The 15784-nt window shown below is 62.4% G+C and carries 17 protein-coding genes; 10 read left to right on the top strand and 7 right to left on the bottom strand.

Annotation, left to right across the window (positions count from 1 at the left end; genetic code table 11):
- Window positions 1–28: 28 nt before the first annotated feature.
- A complete protein-coding gene (locus tag ACI0FO_RS06185) occupies window positions 29–2110 on the top strand; it encodes a carbon starvation CstA family protein (RefSeq protein WP_416025004.1) in 2082 nt (693 codons plus the stop codon).
- Between the two features lie 18 nt (window positions 2111–2128).
- Complete coding sequence (locus ACI0FO_RS06180; protein ID WP_085946884.1) at window positions 2129–2341, top strand: YbdD/YjiX family protein; 213 nt, start codon at window positions 2129–2131, stop codon at window positions 2339–2341.
- Window positions 2342–2701: 360 nt separating this feature from the next.
- On the opposite strand, the gene ACI0FO_RS06175 is transcribed toward ACI0FO_RS06180, so the two are convergent.
- Entirely contained in the window at window positions 2702–3877 is a 1176-nt protein-coding gene (locus ACI0FO_RS06175) for an MFS transporter (RefSeq protein ID WP_416025001.1), read from the bottom strand.
- Window positions 3878–4165: 288 nt separating this feature from the next.
- Here ACI0FO_RS06175 and ACI0FO_RS06170 point away from each other — a divergent pair, with 288 nt between their 5' ends.
- The 3 genes from ACI0FO_RS06170 to ACI0FO_RS06160 all read left to right on the top strand — a co-directional run bounded on the left by ACI0FO_RS06170 (window position 4166) and on the right by ACI0FO_RS06160 (window position 6705).
- Entirely contained in the window at window positions 4166–4717 is a 552-nt protein-coding gene (locus ACI0FO_RS06170) for a Dps family protein (RefSeq protein ID WP_169270342.1), read from the top strand.
- A 384-nt stretch (window positions 4718–5101) separates the two neighbouring features.
- Complete coding sequence (locus ACI0FO_RS06165) at window positions 5102–5866, top strand: acid phosphatase (protein WP_416024998.1); 765 nt, start codon at window positions 5102–5104, stop codon at window positions 5864–5866.
- Between the two features lie 47 nt (window positions 5867–5913).
- Window positions 5914–6705 (top strand): hypothetical protein, encoded by a 792-nt coding sequence (locus ACI0FO_RS06160; RefSeq protein WP_416024997.1) that lies wholly within the window; start codon window positions 5914–5916, stop codon window positions 6703–6705.
- Window positions 6706–6718: 13 nt separating this feature from the next.
- On the opposite strand, the gene ACI0FO_RS06155 is transcribed toward ACI0FO_RS06160, so the two are convergent.
- From ACI0FO_RS06155 to ACI0FO_RS06140, 4 genes are all read right to left on the bottom strand, one after another.
- A complete protein-coding gene (locus tag ACI0FO_RS06155; protein ID WP_416024995.1) occupies window positions 6719–7759 on the bottom strand; it encodes a helix-turn-helix domain-containing protein in 1041 nt (346 codons plus the stop codon).
- Between the two features lie 34 nt (window positions 7760–7793).
- Entirely contained in the window at window positions 7794–8693 is a 900-nt protein-coding gene (locus ACI0FO_RS06150) for a DUF1214 domain-containing protein (protein ID WP_416024993.1), read from the bottom strand.
- 320 nt (window positions 8694–9013) lie between these two features.
- Entirely contained in the window at window positions 9014–9985 is a 972-nt protein-coding gene (locus ACI0FO_RS06145) for an AraC family transcriptional regulator (protein WP_416024991.1), read from the bottom strand.
- A 181-nt stretch (window positions 9986–10166) separates the two neighbouring features.
- Entirely contained in the window at window positions 10167–10751 is a 585-nt protein-coding gene (locus ACI0FO_RS06140; protein WP_416024990.1) for a YSC84-related protein, read from the bottom strand.
- Window positions 10752–10965: 214 nt separating this feature from the next.
- Here ACI0FO_RS06140 and ACI0FO_RS06135 point away from each other — a divergent pair, with 214 nt between their 5' ends.
- From ACI0FO_RS06135 to ACI0FO_RS06115, 5 genes are all read left to right on the top strand, one after another.
- Window positions 10966–11742 (top strand): putative bifunctional diguanylate cyclase/phosphodiesterase, encoded by a 777-nt coding sequence (locus tag ACI0FO_RS06135; protein WP_416024988.1) that lies wholly within the window; start codon window positions 10966–10968, stop codon window positions 11740–11742.
- Window positions 11743–11847: 105 nt separating this feature from the next.
- The gene (locus ACI0FO_RS06130; protein WP_416024986.1) at window positions 11848–12585 is read left to right on the top strand and encodes an SDR family oxidoreductase; all 738 of its coding nucleotides are present in this window, start codon (window positions 11848–11850) and stop codon (window positions 12583–12585) included.
- Between the two features lie 65 nt (window positions 12586–12650).
- Window positions 12651–12968: a DMT family transporter gene (locus ACI0FO_RS06125; protein ID WP_416024985.1), complete on the top strand. Its 318-nt coding sequence runs from the start codon at window positions 12651–12653 to the stop codon at window positions 12966–12968.
- A 74-nt stretch (window positions 12969–13042) separates the two neighbouring features.
- The gene (locus ACI0FO_RS06120; RefSeq protein WP_416024983.1) at window positions 13043–13594 is read left to right on the top strand and encodes a TetR/AcrR family transcriptional regulator; all 552 of its coding nucleotides are present in this window, start codon (window positions 13043–13045) and stop codon (window positions 13592–13594) included.
- A gap of 185 nt (window positions 13595–13779) precedes the next feature.
- A complete protein-coding gene (locus ACI0FO_RS06115; protein WP_416024981.1) occupies window positions 13780–14202 on the top strand; it encodes a hypothetical protein in 423 nt (140 codons plus the stop codon).
- 22 nt (window positions 14203–14224) lie between these two features.
- Here the strand turns inward: ACI0FO_RS06115 and ACI0FO_RS06110 are convergent, their stop codons facing one another.
- Together ACI0FO_RS06110 and ACI0FO_RS06105 are read right to left on the bottom strand one after the other, a co-directional pair.
- A complete protein-coding gene (locus tag ACI0FO_RS06110; protein ID WP_416024979.1) occupies window positions 14225–15367 on the bottom strand; it encodes an NADH:flavin oxidoreductase in 1143 nt (380 codons plus the stop codon).
- Between the two features lies 1 nt (window position 15368).
- The gene (locus ACI0FO_RS06105) at window positions 15369–15764 is read right to left on the bottom strand and encodes a RidA family protein (RefSeq protein ID WP_416024977.1); all 396 of its coding nucleotides are present in this window, start codon (window positions 15762–15764) and stop codon (window positions 15369–15371) included.
- Window positions 15765–15784: the final 20 nt, after the last annotated feature.

The raw sequence follows: 15784 nt of genomic DNA, 5'->3' as shown, positions 1-15784 counted from the left end.
AGCATGGCGGGAGGCAAGAGGAGCACTTATGCATTCCAGCAGTAAGGGACTGGGTCAGCACCTGGTCTGGCTGGCGGTTGCGGTACTGGGCGCGTTCGCGCTGGGTACCGTGGCGCTGGCCAGAGGAGAGACCATCAACGCGCTTTGGGTGGTGATTGCCGCCGTATGCGTCTACTTGATCGCATACCGCTATTACAGCCGGTTCATCGCCAAGAACGTCTTCCAGCTGGACGCCTCGCGCATGACGCCGGCCTGGAAGCACAACGATGGCCTGGACTACGTGCCGACCAACAAGCACGTGCTGTTCGGCCACCACTTTGCCGCCATCGCCGGCGCCGGCCCCCTGGTGGGCCCGGTGCTGGCCGCCCAGATGGGATATCTGCCCGGCATGCTGTGGATCCTGGCGGGCGTGGTGTTCGCCGGCGCCGTGCAGGACTTCACCATCCTCTTTATCTCGACCCGCCGCGACGGCCGGTCGCTCGGCGATCTGGTCAAGTCCGAGCTGGGCAAGATCCCGGGCGTGATCGCGCTGTTCGGCGCCTTCATGATCATGGTGATCATCCTGGCCGTGCTGGCGCTGATCGTGGTGAAGGCGCTGACGCATTCGCCGTGGGGCACCTTCACGGTTGCGGCTACCATCCCCATCGCGCTGTTCATGGGCGTGTACCTGCGCTACATCCGCCCCGGCAAGATCGGCGAGGTCTCGGTCATCGGCTTCGTCGGCCTGATGGCCGCCATCACGTTCGGCCAGGACGTGGCCGCGCATCCGGTGCTGGGCCCGATGTTCGATTTCGACGGCAAGGGCCTGACCTGGATCCTGATCGTCTACGGCTTCATCGCCGCCGTGCTGCCCGTGTGGCTGCTGCTGGCCCCGCGCGATTACCTGTCGACCTTCCTGAAGATCGGCACCATCCTCGGCCTGGCGATCGGTATCGTGGTCGTGGCGCCGGAACTGAAGATGCCCGCGCTGACGCAGTTCGTGGACGGTACCGGCCCGGTCTGGTCGGGCAACCTGTTCCCGTTCCTGTTCATCACCATCGCCTGCGGCGCCGTATCGGGCTTCCATGCCCTGATCGCGTCGGGCACCACGCCCAAGCTGATCGAAAACGAAAGCCAGGCACGTTATATCGGCTACGGCGGCATGCTGATGGAATCGTTCGTGGCCATCATGGCGCTGGTGGCGGCTTGCGTGATCGAGCCCGGCATCTACTACGCCATGAACAGCCCGGCTGCCGTCATCGGCACCACGCCGGACCAGGTGGCCCAGGTGGTGTCCAGCTGGGGCTTCGTGGTCACGCCGCAAGACCTGATCCAGACCGCCAAGGACGTCGGCGAAAGCACGATCATTTCGCGCGCGGGCGGGGCGCCCACGCTGGCCGTCGGCATGGCGCACATTTTGCACCAGGCCATGGGCGGCCCGGGCATGATGGCCTTCTGGTACCACTTCGCCATCTTGTTCGAAGCGCTGTTCATTCTGACCGCCGTGGACGCGGGCACGCGCGCCGGCCGCTTCATGCTGCAAGACCTGCTGGGCACTTTCGCGCCGTCGCTCAAGCGCACGGACTCGTTGCCGGCCAACCTGATCGCCACCGCCTTGTGCGTGGCGGCCTGGGGCTACTTCCTGTATCAGGGCGTGGTGGATCCGCTGGGCGGCATCAACACGTTGTGGCCGCTTTTCGGTATCGCCAACCAGATGCTGGCCGCCATCGCGCTGACGCTGGGCACCGTCGTGCTGTTCAAGATGAAACGCGACCGCTACGCCTGGGTCACGATCCTGCCCACGCTGTGGTTGCTGGCGTGCACGCTGACGGCCGGCTGGCAAAAGCTGTTCGATGCCGACCCGCGCGTCAGCTTCCTGGCTCACGCCGCCAAGTACAACGCGGCCATCGCCGAGGGCCGCGTGCTGGCCCCTGCCAAGTCGCTGGGCGAAATGTCGCGTGTCGTGATGAACGACTACATCAACGCCGGCTTGTGCGCGATCTTCATGTTCGTGGTGGTCAGCATCGTGGTGTTTGGCCTGAAGTCGGTGCAGCGCGCCCGCGCCGAGAACAAGCCTACCTCGCGCGAGACGCCTTACGAAGCGCTGCCCGTCGCGGCGGGCGCGGACTGATCCCCAAGGAGGCGCCGCATGCTGTTTGGCAACATGAGTTCAGCCGCCGGCGCCGCCGGCCGTTACCTGGGGCAGACGCTCCGGCTGATGGTCGGCGTGCCGGACTACGAGACGTATGTGGAACACATGCGGCGTACCCACCCTGATCAGGAGCCGATGACTTACGAAGCGTTCTTTCGCGAGCGCCAGGACGCGCGCTACGGCGGAAAGAAACGGATCGGCTGCTGCTAAGGAACATTCCCCCACGCTGCGCACACTGCGTGTGCTGGCTGCCCCCGAGGGAGCGTTTTTATCTTGGGGCGGTCCGCGATAAAAAAATGCCCCTGCGGGGGCTTTTCCTTTGGACGTGGGGATCGCAGCGCGCGCGAGGACTCGTAGGATGGGTGGAGCGCGCCAATCCGGCCACCAAAACGCCGACCCCTAGCGCGCGTAACCCATCAAGCGGCGATGGCTCCATGGCTGAATTATAGAAGAACCCATCAAGCGGCGATGGCTCCGTGGCCGAATTGTCGAAGAATCCGCCGCTGCTTGATGGGTTACGCGTTTTGGGCGGCGGGGTTCTTCGGCAAGAATTCTCGCGCTTCACCCATCCTACGATGCGCGTGGCCGGCGCTTCTCCGAATACAGCACCAGCGGCACCGCGCACAACGCACACGCGGCCATCACCATGAAGCCGCCGGGCGCGTAGCTGCGGTACAGCGCGCCGCCCAGCTGGATGCTGGCGAACATGAACACGCCACCCGACAGCATCGCGTATAGCGCGATCGCCGATGTCTTGCATGCGGCGGGCACGTGGCGCGTGATGTACCACATGATGGCGGCGTTGTTGCCGGCCAGGGTAAAGCACTGCAGCAGCTGCAGCCCGGCGATCAATGCCGGGTCCGTCGTGGCCGACAGGCCTGCCCAGCGGATGACCGTCATGACCGCCGATGCCAGAATCAGCCACTGCGCCCCGGTCCGGGCCAGCACCTTGGGCGCCAGGAAAAAAAACAGCACTTCGCTGCCGACGCCCACCACCCACAACAGAGAGATCAGCGCGGTCGACAGGCCGCTTGCGGTCCAGTAAAGCGTGGAATAGGAATAGAGGAAGCCGTTGCTGGCCTGGACCAGCGACGCCGCCGCGATGCACATCACAAGCGGCCGGTCGCGCAGGACCGCCAGCATGGGCAGCCGCACGCGGTCGGCGGGCGCCTCGCCGGCGGCGGGGCGCGCGGCCTGCGGCAGTAGCCGCACGCAAGCCAGACAGGCGATGATCAACAGGATCGACAGCCACATCACCCAGTCGGTGTCGAAGGTCTTGATCAGGTAGCCGCCGACGACGGTGATGGCCGCGAACCCCAGCGAGCCGCAAGCCCGGATCATGGTGTAGGAATGACCCTGCGCCCGGCCGCTCGATATGGCCATCCGGTCCATCAGCGGCAGCACGGCGGGGAAGACGGCGTTCAACAGCAGCGTGATGGCGAACATCCCGCCGGACGTCTGCGAGAACGGATAACAGAAGAACAGCACAAGCGACGCTGCCAGCGCCGCGGCGATCAGCGCGTGCGCGCGGCCGCTCTGGTCGGCCACGTGGGCAACGACCGGCGTGGACAAAATCTTGGGCAGGAAGGAGGTGGCGACGATCAGCCCGATGACGGCGGGATCCACGCCGCGGCCGGCGAACCACAAGGGCAAGAACGGGATGCTGACGCCCTGCAGGCCGTAATACAGGAAGTAGAACCCGTGCAACGCGATGGCGCCTTGTCTGGCGTCGGGATTGCCGCGCATAGCGATGGTGTCAATCTGGCTGATACGAAGGCGCGTAGCATACTCCTTGGCGCCGGCCTCAGGCCCTGCGTGGCCTGATCGCCGAACCGGCTGCGGCACGCAAACCCTTGGCGGGCCAGGGTTTGCGCTGAAAGTTGTATAGCCGACGGCACCGTCCGGCGTTCAGCTTGCCGCCAGTTGAGCGCGGCCATTGGCAAAGCCGATTTGCGGGATTACCCTTGGGTATCGCGCACGGTTCCGTCCATGCCGCGACTGCGTACTTTCTATCATTCCAAGGAGCGGCATTTTATGGCCAAGAAACTGAATGAGAAGACCATCAAGACGCTGAAAGAGCGCCGCAAGCTTCCGCTGGCAACGCCTACCGACCTGGCGGCGGCCGCCACCCGCGACATCTCCGCCGCGCTGAACCAGCTACTGGCCGACGTGTTCGCGCTGTATCTGAAAACCAAGAATTTCCACTGGCACGTAAGCGGACCGCACTTCCGCGATTACCACCTGCTGCTTGACGAACAAGGCGACCAGCTGTTCGCCATGACCGACCCCATCGCGGAACGCATCCGCAAGATCGGCGGCACGACGCTGCGTTCGATCGGGCATATCTCGCGCATGCAGCGTATTTCGGACAACGATGCCGACTACGTGCAGCCGTTGGATATGCTGGCCGAATTGCGCGAAGACAATAAGGTGCTGGCCGCCGCGCTGCGCGAGGCCCACAACATCACCGACGAACACCGCGACATTGCCAGTTCCAGTCTCATCGAAAACTGGATCGACGAAACCGAACGGCGCACCTGGTTCCTGTTCGAAGCCAGTCGGCAGGGTGACTCCACGGGTCATTGAGTCCGGCTTCGTTCCGTCGGAAATGAAAACCGCCCAGCCCTGACGGACTGGGCGGTTTTGCATGGTGCCGCCGCAATCTGGCAAGCGGAAAAACATGCGCGTTGATCGCGTCGATCACGGCAATGCAGAAGCGGACGGACCCTGCGCCAAGTGCAATGTCCCATTAATCATGCCGTTCTGTCTCAGGTTGCCGTTTTGCCGTTTTCTGCGTGGGCGTTCAGTGTAAATTCGCCAACGCTTTCACTCCCGCCGCGGTGCCAGAATGGCTGGCGTGGGGCGTGGCGCGTCCTGCAATTCGACCGACGGTAACGATCACCCATGTATTCAAAGCTACGTCGCAAGGCAATCCGCGTTCTTTTTGTTTCTCTTGGCATAAGCAACGCGATGGCCGCCGCGGCGGGCGATGGGTCGGATCCGGCAGTCACGGATCCGCACTTCGACCTGGCCCCGGGCTACCTGCCCAAGGAAGACTTGCCCAATAGCCTGGATCTGCTTGGGCCGCCGCCAGCCGCGGCCAGCGCCGCATTGGCGCGCGACGAAGAGGCCAGGACGGCAACGATTCCGTTGCGGGGTTCGGCCCGTGCGCAGTTGGCGCGTCTGGATGCAGACCTGCAATTTCCGCAGCCCGCCAAGCGTTTCTCGTGCGCCATGGGTGTCGATATCTCCGACGCGCGGACGCCGCACCTGTATAAGCTGATGCAAAAGGTCCTTACCGACGCGGGGCTTTCCACTTATGGCGTGAAGAACGCCTATCACCGTGTGCGCCCGTTCGCTGTCCATCACGAAGGCACATGTTTCCCCGAGCAAGAAACGTTGCTGCGCTCGGACGGCTCGTACCCCTCGGGCCATACGGCGGCGGGCTGGGCATGGGCGCTTGTCCTGGCCGAAATCAACCCCGAACGCGCCAACCGCCTATTGCGGCGCGGACTGGAGTTTGGACAAAGCCGGGTCATCTGCAACGCGCATTGGCAAAGCGATGTGGACGCGGGGCGCACGATGGGCGCGGCGACCGTTGCCTTGCTGCAAAACAACCCCGAATTTGTCGCCGATGTTGCTGCCGCGCGCAAAGAAGTCCAGGCGGCCATGGCGCGGCATGCCGCCCCGGGCATGGACTGCGCGGCCGAGGAAGCGGCGCTTTCCGGTCAGTGACAACGCCATCCGCGCGCCCGTCAACGCCGCCGTTCCGTCGAGAAACCATGAAATTCTTTGCTTTCCCCCTGATTGCCGTCAGCGCGGTATTCGGCATATCCCAGGTGGCCATTGCCCAGGATGGCTTGGCGATCAGCCCGTTGATGCAAAAGCAGGCCGACTCGTCCGCGCAGTGGCGTATCACGGCAAGCCCCTATGCCTGGGCGTCCGGTATCAAAGGGAAAGTCGGGCAATTCGGGCAAGCGCCGGCCAGGCTGGATTCCAGTTTCAACGACATTCTTAGCGAGCTTGATCTGGCTTTCATGGGCGCCATCGACGCGCGCTACGAACGATTCAGCCTGATCGGCGATGTGATGTATGGGAAGCTCTCGGCAGGGGGCGACACGCAGTATGGCGTGCTTAGCAGGCGCGTCGACATCACGACCACCTCCTTCTCGGGGTTCTTTGGCGCCGGCTACAGCGTGCTTGAGGGCGACAATGGCCATCTTGACGTGATTGGAGGCGGGCGGCTCTGGCACGCAAGCACCAAATTATCCTTGAAAGGCGGCGTGCTCGACGGCCGCAGCGAACGCGACAGCGCCACATGGATCGATGCGGTGGCGGGGCTGCGCGGGCAATATGCGCTGAATGAACACTGGTATCTGACCGGCTGGGGAGTCGTCGGCGCGGGGCAGGCCCGGCTTGATTGGGATGTGACGGCCGCGCTGGCCTATCAGTTCGAATCCAATTTCTCGGCGGTGCTGGGCTACCGGGCGCTTGGCGTCAACTACAACCGCAATGGCTTCGTCTACAACGTCGTCCAGCAGGGACCCATCCTGGGCCTTTCCTACCGGTTCTGAAGTTGCACGGCGGCTATGCCGCCCGCGAGCCATGACCGCGGCCATGATCGTGCGCGGAAAAATGGCTCGACAGCACGTTGTCGCCGCCGGTCGAAGGCGCGGTCAGGCGGCATTTCTCGCTGGCCTCGTCCGGGGCCACGCCGAAACGCGCGATGAACGCCTTGCGAAACCGCGCCATGTCCCGAAAACCGAAATGCGCGGCGACTTGGCCCACCGGATGCCAGGCATGACGGGGGTCGACAATGCGGGCATAGGCCGCATCAAGGCGTTTGCACTTGATGATGTGGGCGATTCCGCCCAGCTCGGCAAAGACGCGGTATAGGTGGGCGCGCGACACGCGGAATCGTTGCATAAGTTGTTCGGGGCTTAGCTCGGGCTGCGCGAGGTGCTGATCGATATAGTCCAGGACCCGCGCGCGCAATGCCTGGCCCAATAAGGAATCCGGGCCATGTTGAATAGGCGTCGCGTTCACCAGGCCTGCGGAAAGCAGGGCGTTCAGGGCCTCTAGCGCCGCCACGTCTTCGCTGGTGGAGAGCTGCCCCGACACGGCGTGGAACCCGCAAAGGTAGTCCTTCAGCAGGCGAGTCATCGGATTGCCGGCCTTAAGCACCAGACCGTGGATATCGCGGGCCCCCAATACCTTATCGATACTGGCGCGAGGAATCGTCATGGCCAGGCGTTCTCCGGCGTCCACCCGGCATTGGTAGGGACGGGCAAGGTCGATGAAGCAAATCCCACCCGGACCGGCCACGACGTCACGGTCGTCAAAATCACCGTGAATGGAACCCGCGACCAAGACGTGGACCAGATAGTGGTCCAGCCCGCTACGGGCAATCGTGGCGGGATCCCGCTTGTAGCGCTGCGCATTGAAGGTCGTGGAACCCAGCGTCAATCCGCCCAGATGGCGAATCCGCATGGTGCCCTCCAAAGTTGCCCCCTTGTCGGGGGCAAGCAGCGTTGTATCGCAGAAAGGGCGCGTGACCTCGCGCCAGTACTCGTCGCGAAGCGAGTGCGCGATGGCGTGGGTGGAAATGAACGTTTCAGCGCGGGTCATGCCGACGTTTTACCCCAAGTCGCAGGCCCTGAGACTATTGCGCGACGCGCTGCGGCTCAGGAAAGCGCCAACTGCCATTCAGGATCTCTTCGCGGGGCTGATACAACCTGACGGTGTAGTTCCAACCGGGCATGGTGGGCAGGCAATTTGCAATCTTGCCGTCGCAGCCGCCAAACTGGATGGCGATGGAGCCATCGGCGCTTTTTTCCGCCGTCAGGCTATTCAACGAGTAAGCGTTATAAGGATTCTTCTGGAAATAGCCTTGGGCGTTGTAGACGATTACGGACCAGAAACTGTTGACCGGCACTTGGCCGACTTTAAGCCGGTACACGGCGCGTCCGTCATTGTCCGGGGCCGTCCAGCCCAGATACATGGCGTCCTTGGCCGGATTTCCACCCCAGCCCGTCGCCGTGCCGATCAGGTGCTGGATGGGGTCGACGGTGTCCTTCGTGCCGAAAGCCTGGTTGTAGTTGGGGATGGTAGCCCCCAGGACAAGCAGCGCATCGCGCACCGTCTTCTGGCTTGCCTGGTCCCATTTCGGCACGACGAATGCTCCCACCCGGGCCTGGCTGACGGTGATGGCGTCTTGAAGCGCATGCACCTGCTGGATATCTTTCGCGTCGGCGGGGGCGACCAGCGTGCGGATCGCAACAAAGACATAGCGAGTGCCGATCGCCTCTTTGGTCAGCGTGTGCTTGCCAGCGCCGTAAAAAACGGCCGGCACATAGTGGTCTTGGCTGACAAGTTGCATCGACATGAACCGCTTGCCGGCTTCGGGCAAGGTGATTGTGACGGCGCCAGCGTCCAGATCGAATACCGCGCCTGAATACAGCGTGTCCCGATTCATGCGGATGACATTCTGCGCGTCGACGGACACGGGCTCTCGGGTATGGACGAACCGCCCGAAACTGCCGTCGGCCACGATCTTTGCCATATATAGGTCAGTCTCGGCCCGGATGAAATTACCCACCCCGACCACGGTTCCCGTATCCGGGGAAGACTGCGCATTCGCGGTGCCAAGAACTGCTATCGCCAGGGCGGCGACGCATGAGGCCGATGAATATGACATTGACGTCCTTCAATAATATCGATCTGATTCCACTTCCAGCACGCCGGCGTCGTGGGTGGGCGGCGTGCCCAGGCAGGGGGAGTTTGCCGAAGCGGACTGTACAAGAGCGTCGCGTGGCAGGCTTGCCATTTCATGCCAATGATGAACGGGCGGATCCAGGGGCGTTCAACACGGTCTGCATCGGGTCAGGCGCTGTTGTGTAGCAGCGCCCGGAACCGCGAAGGGGCCTGTCCGGTCCAGCGCTTGAACGCGCGGGTGAAATGCGCGGGGTCGCTGTAGCCGACCATATACGCGATTTCAGTGGCGGAGTATTTGCGCATGCCAATGAGCCGAAGCGCTTCGCTTCGACGGGTCTCGTCATGCAGCGCTTCAAAATCAACGCCGCTGGATTTCAAGCGCCGCTGAAGGGTGCGCGCCGACATTCCGATTTCGCGGGCGATCGAGGTGAGCTTGGCGCTTTCCTGATCGGACAGGCGTTCGATAAGCAGGCCTGCCGTGTCGACCGTAGACTGCAATGCCGTCGTGATCTTGCGGGCATCGTCCTTCACCGCAAGCAAGGGGCTGTCGAGCAAATCCCGGTCGAATTCGATCATGTCATAGTCGGCGCCCAGTACGATGTTCGGGCCCAAGCATGCTTCAAGCGCGTCGTCGCCCTTTGCCCGGGTCGCCTTCAGGTGTACGCGTATGGTCGAGGCGTCGCCCGACATAAGCGGTATTTTTCGAAGCACGGCCAAGCTCCCGAGTATGAATTGGCGGGGATCGGCTTCGAGTTGTCCGGTGAAACTGTGAATAAGCCTTGTGCTGCGGCCTTCGGTGACGATGTGGATTTTCCCGCCCTGGTGCAGCAACTCCGCGTGCGTGGCGGCCCTGGCGCAGGCCTGCGCGATATTGACCGAGTTCAACACCATGGATCCCCAGGCCCCCAGAGAGCGCAATTCCGTCAGCTGGCCGACATGGGCGCCGCCGAACGGGTCCTGCGCGATGCTGGCCATTTCGTTTGAAATGCGAAAGCACATGGGGCGCGGAAGCCAGATATCAGGCGTTTGGAATACGTTCGGCGAGATGCCAAGGCGTTTGAAAAACTCAAGGGCGGATACGCCCCGGCTCGCCAGGTAAGGCGCCATCTGCAAAAAACTGCGAAGTTTGATGGATGGCATGGAATGCGAAATGGCTTCAGACACAGAGACTTGAACTGCCCGCTTGACGTGAATTCGTGGCCGAATTTACACCGCGGCTTTCGCGAACCGACGCCAGAATCTTTCTGATGAGACAAATCGCCGCGAATGATGAGACATTTGTGGCGATCCCGGCTCGGGGTCAAGCGGTTTACGGAGTGCGTCAGGGCTTGATATTGCTGATCTTCGAGCCCTCAAGGCCCATGCCGGCCATCAGGCCCTGGGCGCCAAACGGCACGGCGAAAACGTCTTGCGTCAAGGTCGTGGTGGACAGACTCGATGCGGTGGATTTATCCCACAGCACGAGGCTGGGGCCGCTGCCCAGCGCCCAGCCGTCGCTTTGGTCCAGATAGTTCAGCGATTTCTGGTTCATGAAAAACAACGCATAGCCAAAGGTCTGGGCGCCGGCCTGCAAGCCCAGCGACATGGCGGAAATATCGTAATAAGCCACGGGTTCCTTGCCCTTGAATAACGTGCCTTGCCCGTGCTCGCCCCCTACGATGAGGCCCGCTTTGTAGATCTTGGGAAAGACCAGAACCGCCACGGCTTTTGCGCCCAGTTCTTTCGTGCTGGGCTCCACCGCATAAAGATGTTGAAGGGCTTTGGCGGAGTCCTGGCGAATTTGCTGGGCGCTATCGGCCCATGCCGTGGCCGGCAGACCCGTTACGCTGACCACCGTCAGCAGGGCCGCTGCCAAGCAGCGGGATAACCCGCTGCGGAAACGCTTCGGGTATTTGGGGTATGCCATTTTGGGGTAATTCCTTTGCGCTGATTACGCGTTGCGTTGTCTAACGCGGCTGGAGTATTCAGATCGCGCCTACCCTTGTCAATAGGCCAGAATTGGCGTGCCGACACGCCGGTTTTCGCGTGACCGAAAGCCATTTTTCGTTTGGCGCGGAATGGCAAGACGCGGTTGACGCATTGCCCTAATCTGGCCTCGTCCACGGGACATGGAAGACGTCATGAGACAACACGCTTCTAACAAGGCCAACCTTTCGCTGCACGATGCGTTGGCCAATGCCACAGCGCGCGGGGAGTTGTTTCTGCAATACCAACCCATTGTCGACGCCGCATTGAAAATCACCGGCATGGAGGCACTGATGCGCTGGAGCTCGGCGGAGTACGGCCAGATTCCGCCTGCGCAATTCGTGCCGCTTGCCGAGCGCAGCGGAGCCATTGTCTACATGGGCGCCTGGGCGCTACGCGAGGGCTGTCAGCAACTGAAGAAGTGGTCCAGGATCCCCACGGCCTCCGAATGGACATTGAGCGTCAATGTCAGCGCGCATCAATTCCGCGAACCGGATTTCGTTGATGATGTCGTGCATCTGGTGCAAAGGTATGGCATTGCGCCGGGCCGGCTGATTTTGGAAGTGACGGAGAACGTGTTCCTGGATTCAAAAGCGAGCCGCCAACAGAAGGGGTTTCAACGGATCCGCGAGGCGGGCGTGGGTATCGCGGTAGACGACTTCGGCACCGGCTTTTCGTCCATGTGCTATTTGAGGAATTTGTCGGTGTCTCAAATCAAGATCGACAAGACCTTTATTGATGACGTTGCCGTGAGCAAAAAGGACCAGGGTATTGTCGGGGCCATCCTTATGTTGGCTCAGGCGCTGGATGTGGATGTGGTCGCCGAAGGCGTCGAAACGGCAGAGCAATTGACGTACTTGAAAGGGGCGGGTTGTTCCGCCTTTCAAGGCTATCTGTTTGGACGGCCAAGCGACGTTTCAACATTCTTGTGACGCATGCGGCGCCGCCCCGTCCAACAGGTGCGTTCAACAAGCCTTGACCGGGAATTCCAGTTCGCGTAGTCTTTTTAACCGAACGGTATAAAAGGAACCGCCAACATGGAATTCAAAGGAAAGGTCGCCCTCGTCACCGGGGGGACACGGGGCATCGGCGCGGCCATCGTCCGGCGGCTTGCCCAACGGGGGGCTGATGTTGCCTTCACCTACGCCAAGTCGGATCAGGCGGCACAAGACCTTGCCCGCGAACTGGCCGCGACCGGCGGCAGGGCCTTGGCCATCACGGCGGACAGCCGCGATCCGGCCGCCGTCCAAGCGGCCGTCGCGCAGACCGCCCGGGAACTGGGCGCGCTGGACATCCTTGTCAATAGTGCCGGCGTATTCCCTGCAGGTCCCATCGAAGGCGTCACGCTCGAAGAGATCGACGACACGTTGGCGATCCACGCAAGGGCGGTCTTCGTGGCCTCGCAAGCCGCGCTGGCCTACATGGGTTCGGGCGGGCGCATTATTTCCATCGGCTCATGTTTTGCCCAGCGCGTGCCCTATGGGGGGGTGACCCTCTATGCGATGAGCAAATCCGCGCTGATCGGGTTCACCAAAGGCTTGGCGCGCGAGGTCGGCAGCCGTGGCATCACGGTGAATATTGTCGATCCGGGATCGACCGACACCGATATGAATCCCGCCGACGGCCCGATGGTCGCCGCGGAATTGGAACTCATGGCGGTCAAGCGCTATGCCACGCCAGATGAGATCGCGGCCGCCGTCGGATACCTTGCGGGGCCGGACAGCCGATTCATCACCGGCGCATCGCTTGCCATTGACGGAGGCTTCACGGCATAGCATCGCCAGCGGACGCCGTGGGGCGACGTTGACGCTATCGCAGACAAGGAAAAGTGAGAACGTGAATGGCATGGGGACTATTGATTCTGGCTGGCCTGCTTGAAATCGTCTGGGCGTTGGCGTTTAAACAGGCAGACGGATTGACGAAATTCTGGCCGAGCCTGATCGGTATCAGCGTGGCGATGCTTAGCCTCGTTCTACTCGGGTTGGCGCTGAAGGATCTGCCGGTAGGCACCGCGTATGCCATTTGGGTGGGGATCGGCGTTTTCGGTGTGGCGGTCTTCGGAACAGTGATGCTGGGCGAGCCCATGTCGTTGGCCAAGGTGGTGTTCCTGGGGCTGATCGGGGTCGGGGTAGCGGGTTTGCGGATGATTGAATCATGAGCCCAGGCAGGAAATCCCCGTCGGCGCCAGCCGCCAAAATCGGGCGCCCGAGAGCCTTCGATAGAGACGAGGCATTGCTTGCCGCCATGCGGACATTCTGGACGCAAGGCTATGAGGGCACGTCGGTCCAGGATCTGGTCAGCGCCATGGGCGTCAACAAGCCCAGCCTCTATTCGACCTTTGGCTGCAAGGAAGAGATCTTTCGAGAGGCGGTCGAACTGTATGACCGCGTCGAAGGACGGGCGACGTCACAGAGCCTTAGCGAAGCGCGAACCGCCCGCGAAGCGGTCGAAACCATGTTGCGGTCGAATGCCAGCGCCTATGCGGTAGATGAAGGGCCGCGAGGTTGCATGATTGTGTTGTCATCGTTGCTCGGGGCGCCTGAAAACGAGAGCGTCCGCGCGTTTCTTGCCGACAACCGACTGGCGGGAGAAACGATGCTAAGGGATCGCCTTGCGCAGGGCATTGCGCAAGGAGACCTGTTGGCTTCGGCAGACGTCGATCAGCTTGCCGCCTTTTACACCACGGTTCTTGAAGGGCTTTCCATCCAGGCACGTGACGGCGCCTCGCCCAGGAAACTCAACATGATCATCGACGCGGCGATGCTGGCGTGGCCGACCGGTTAACGGACTACGGCTGAACCACCGCCCCGCGGTAAGCGCCGGACTCAGTATCGGCTATTCGTCGATGGGGCCGTTGAAGCTTACGGTTACATAGATTCATCGGCGGCTAACACCAAATAGGGCATATTGCCTTCGCTGCCGCGACGGCAAGATTGCCGGGCGGCCACGATGGGCGGCGGGCAGACCAGATGCCTGCAAACCTGATCTCTTTAACGCATTGGAGACCTGAATTGCCGATTCTCAAGCAAGCTTGCGCTGTTGTTTCCCGTCGCCGTAAGGCCTTCTTGATGGCTGCCGCGCTGACTTTGAGCAGCGGCGCCACCCTCGCGCAGCAGGCCGCGCCGGGGCAAATGCCGAACATGGCTGCGTTGAGCGGCCAGATGCATGCCGCCGCCGAGTATTGCAATGCCTACACGGCCGCGCAGCTGGAACAGATGAAGCAACAGCAAAAGACCGCGGCAGGCGCCCATGGCATGACCGCCACGGACTTCGACACCGCCTTCTCGCAGTCATACACCAAGGCCCGCGGACAACTGGGTGGGCTGAGCACGGCGGACAAGGAAAAGACCTGCGCGCAACTCAAAGCCATGTCGGCGGCCTACCCGAAATAGCAAGGCACGCGCGGGATGGACCTTATGCGGCGCGGTGACGAACCGCGCTGGCAAGGTCCGCGATCGGCGCCAGCAATCCCCGGTCGAATGATTCATGCGCTTTACCGGCGTGCAGTCTTGCCGGCCAATCGGCATGCGTGAGCGCGCCACGGCCTAGTGAGACAAAGTCCGCCTCTTGCCTGGCGATCATCCCGTCCGCCTGCCCCGCGTCATGCAGCGACCCGTTCGCCAACACCGGCACTGAAACGTGTCGCTTCGCCAACGCGGCCAGGCTGGGGCCGGCCGTGCCGAAGGCGGGACGCCAGGCCTCGAATTCGGTGGTGTGAAGGTAGTCGACAGGCTGCTTGCCGAGCGTGCCGAAGATCTGTGCCGCGTCGGCCTCGCCACCCGCCCATTTGTGCGTGAAGTCGTTGACCTTGCCCTGCGAGACGCGCACGCCCACCACGAAATGTGCCGACGTCGCGCGTCGCACCGCCTGGATGACGTCCACCGTCAGACGCAGGCGGTTGTCCAGGTTGCCGCCGTAGCGGTCGTGGCGCAGGTTGGTGTGGGCCGTAAGGAACTGATCCAGCAGATACCCGTTGGCGCCATGTATTTCAACACCGTCGAATCCGGCCTCCTGGGCCCGACGCGCGGCGTGCGCAAAGCCGTCGATGGTTTCGGCGATGTCGTCGGCGGACATGGCGTCGGGCATGCGGTAAGGTCCTTCGCCCCGATAGAAGGCCATCTGCTGCCCGCGCGGCAGCACGGCCGAAGGCCCTTTTGTCGCGCCTCGATGGGGATTGCCTTGCGACAGCGCGCCAGCATGCATCAGTTGCGCCACAATGCGGCCGCCGTGGCGATGCACCCGGTCCACCACGGTTTGCCACGCATCGCGTTGCCCGTCGTCGGCCAAGCCAGGCTGGAAAAGGTAGCCCTGCGCATGGGCCTTGTCCGTGTAGATGCCTTCCGTGATCACCATGCCGAAGCCGCCCGCCGCGAAGGCTTCGTAGTAATCGGCCATCAGCGCCGTGGCGCGGCCATCCGCCGTGGCGCTGACCCGGGTCATGGGTGCCACCGCCAGACGGTTGGGCAAGTGCAGTTCCTGTCCCAGCCGCAGCGGCGCGAACAATCTGGCGTGCGCGGTCTGCGCATCGCCCGCCGGACGATCGATTTGCGTGCGCATGTCAACGGTCCTCCGCTTGGCGCACGGCAGCGATCGCTTCGATCTCGATCATTGCGGCGGGGTCGTACAGCGCCTTGATCTCCGCAATCGTGTCGGCCGGGTAGGGGGCTGAAAAGAAGCGGCGACGCAGCGCCACCACGTCCTGGAAATGCCCCATATCCGTCACGAAGATGGTGACCTTGATGACGTCATTCAGGCTGGAGCCGCCGGCTTCCAGCGCGCGGCGCAAATTCGAGAAGGCTTGCTCGCCCTGGGCGAGAAAGCCGCCTTCGACGATCTTTCCGTCATCGGCCGCGCCTGCCTGGCCCGAGATAAAGAGCAGGTCGCCGAAACGGATGCCTTGCGACAGCAGGAAAGGGGCGTAATTGTCGGGTTGGGTGATGACACGTTCTAGCATGATGCGAATTCCTTCACTTA

Origin of the sequence: Achromobacter marplatensis (assembly GCF_049060505.1) — a bacterium.
Lineage (GTDB): Bacteria > Pseudomonadota > Gammaproteobacteria > Burkholderiales > Burkholderiaceae_B > Achromobacter > Achromobacter marplatensis_A.
This window is presented reverse-complemented; position numbering and strand designations above follow the sequence as displayed.

Bases quoted from the DNA above. Each gene is read 5' to 3' on its own strand.
- ACI0FO_RS06185 (WP_416025004.1), top strand. From the start codon at position 29: ATGCATTCCAGCAGTAAGGGACTGGGTCAGCACCTGGTCTGGCTGGCG.
- ACI0FO_RS06180 (WP_085946884.1), top strand. From the start codon at position 2,129: ATGCTGTTTGGCAACATGAGTTCAGCCGCCGGCGCCGCCGGCCGTTAC.
- ACI0FO_RS06175 (WP_416025001.1), bottom strand. From the start codon at position 3,877: ATGCGCGGCAATCCCGACGCCAGACAAGGCGCCATCGCGTTGCACGGG.
- ACI0FO_RS06170 (WP_169270342.1), top strand. From the start codon at position 4,166: ATGGCCAAGAAACTGAATGAGAAGACCATCAAGACGCTGAAAGAGCGC.
- ACI0FO_RS06165 (WP_416024998.1), top strand. From the start codon at position 5,102: ATGGCCGCCGCGGCGGGCGATGGGTCGGATCCGGCAGTCACGGATCCG.
- ACI0FO_RS06160 (WP_416024997.1), top strand. From the start codon at position 5,914: ATGAAATTCTTTGCTTTCCCCCTGATTGCCGTCAGCGCGGTATTCGGC.
- ACI0FO_RS06155 (WP_416024995.1), bottom strand. From the start codon at position 7,759: ATGACCCGCGCTGAAACGTTCATTTCCACCCACGCCATCGCGCACTCG.
- ACI0FO_RS06150 (WP_416024993.1), bottom strand. From the start codon at position 8,693: ATGGCAAAGATCGTGGCCGACGGCAGTTTCGGGCGGTTCGTCCATACC.
- ACI0FO_RS06145 (WP_416024991.1), bottom strand. From the start codon at position 9,985: ATGCCATCCATCAAACTTCGCAGTTTTTTGCAGATGGCGCCTTACCTG.
- ACI0FO_RS06140 (WP_416024990.1), bottom strand. From the start codon at position 10,751: ATGGCATACCCCAAATACCCGAAGCGTTTCCGCAGCGGGTTATCCCGC.
- ACI0FO_RS06135 (WP_416024988.1), top strand. From the start codon at position 10,966: ATGAGACAACACGCTTCTAACAAGGCCAACCTTTCGCTGCACGATGCG.
- ACI0FO_RS06130 (WP_416024986.1), top strand. From the start codon at position 11,848: ATGGAATTCAAAGGAAAGGTCGCCCTCGTCACCGGGGGGACACGGGGC.
- ACI0FO_RS06125 (WP_416024985.1), top strand. From the start codon at position 12,651: ATGGCATGGGGACTATTGATTCTGGCTGGCCTGCTTGAAATCGTCTGG.
- ACI0FO_RS06115 (WP_416024981.1), top strand. From the start codon at position 13,780: ATGCCTGCAAACCTGATCTCTTTAACGCATTGGAGACCTGAATTGCCG.
- ACI0FO_RS06110 (WP_416024979.1), bottom strand. From the start codon at position 15,367: ATGCGCACGCAAATCGATCGTCCGGCGGGCGATGCGCAGACCGCGCAC.
- ACI0FO_RS06105 (WP_416024977.1), bottom strand. From the start codon at position 15,764: ATGCTAGAACGTGTCATCACCCAACCCGACAATTACGCCCCTTTCCTG.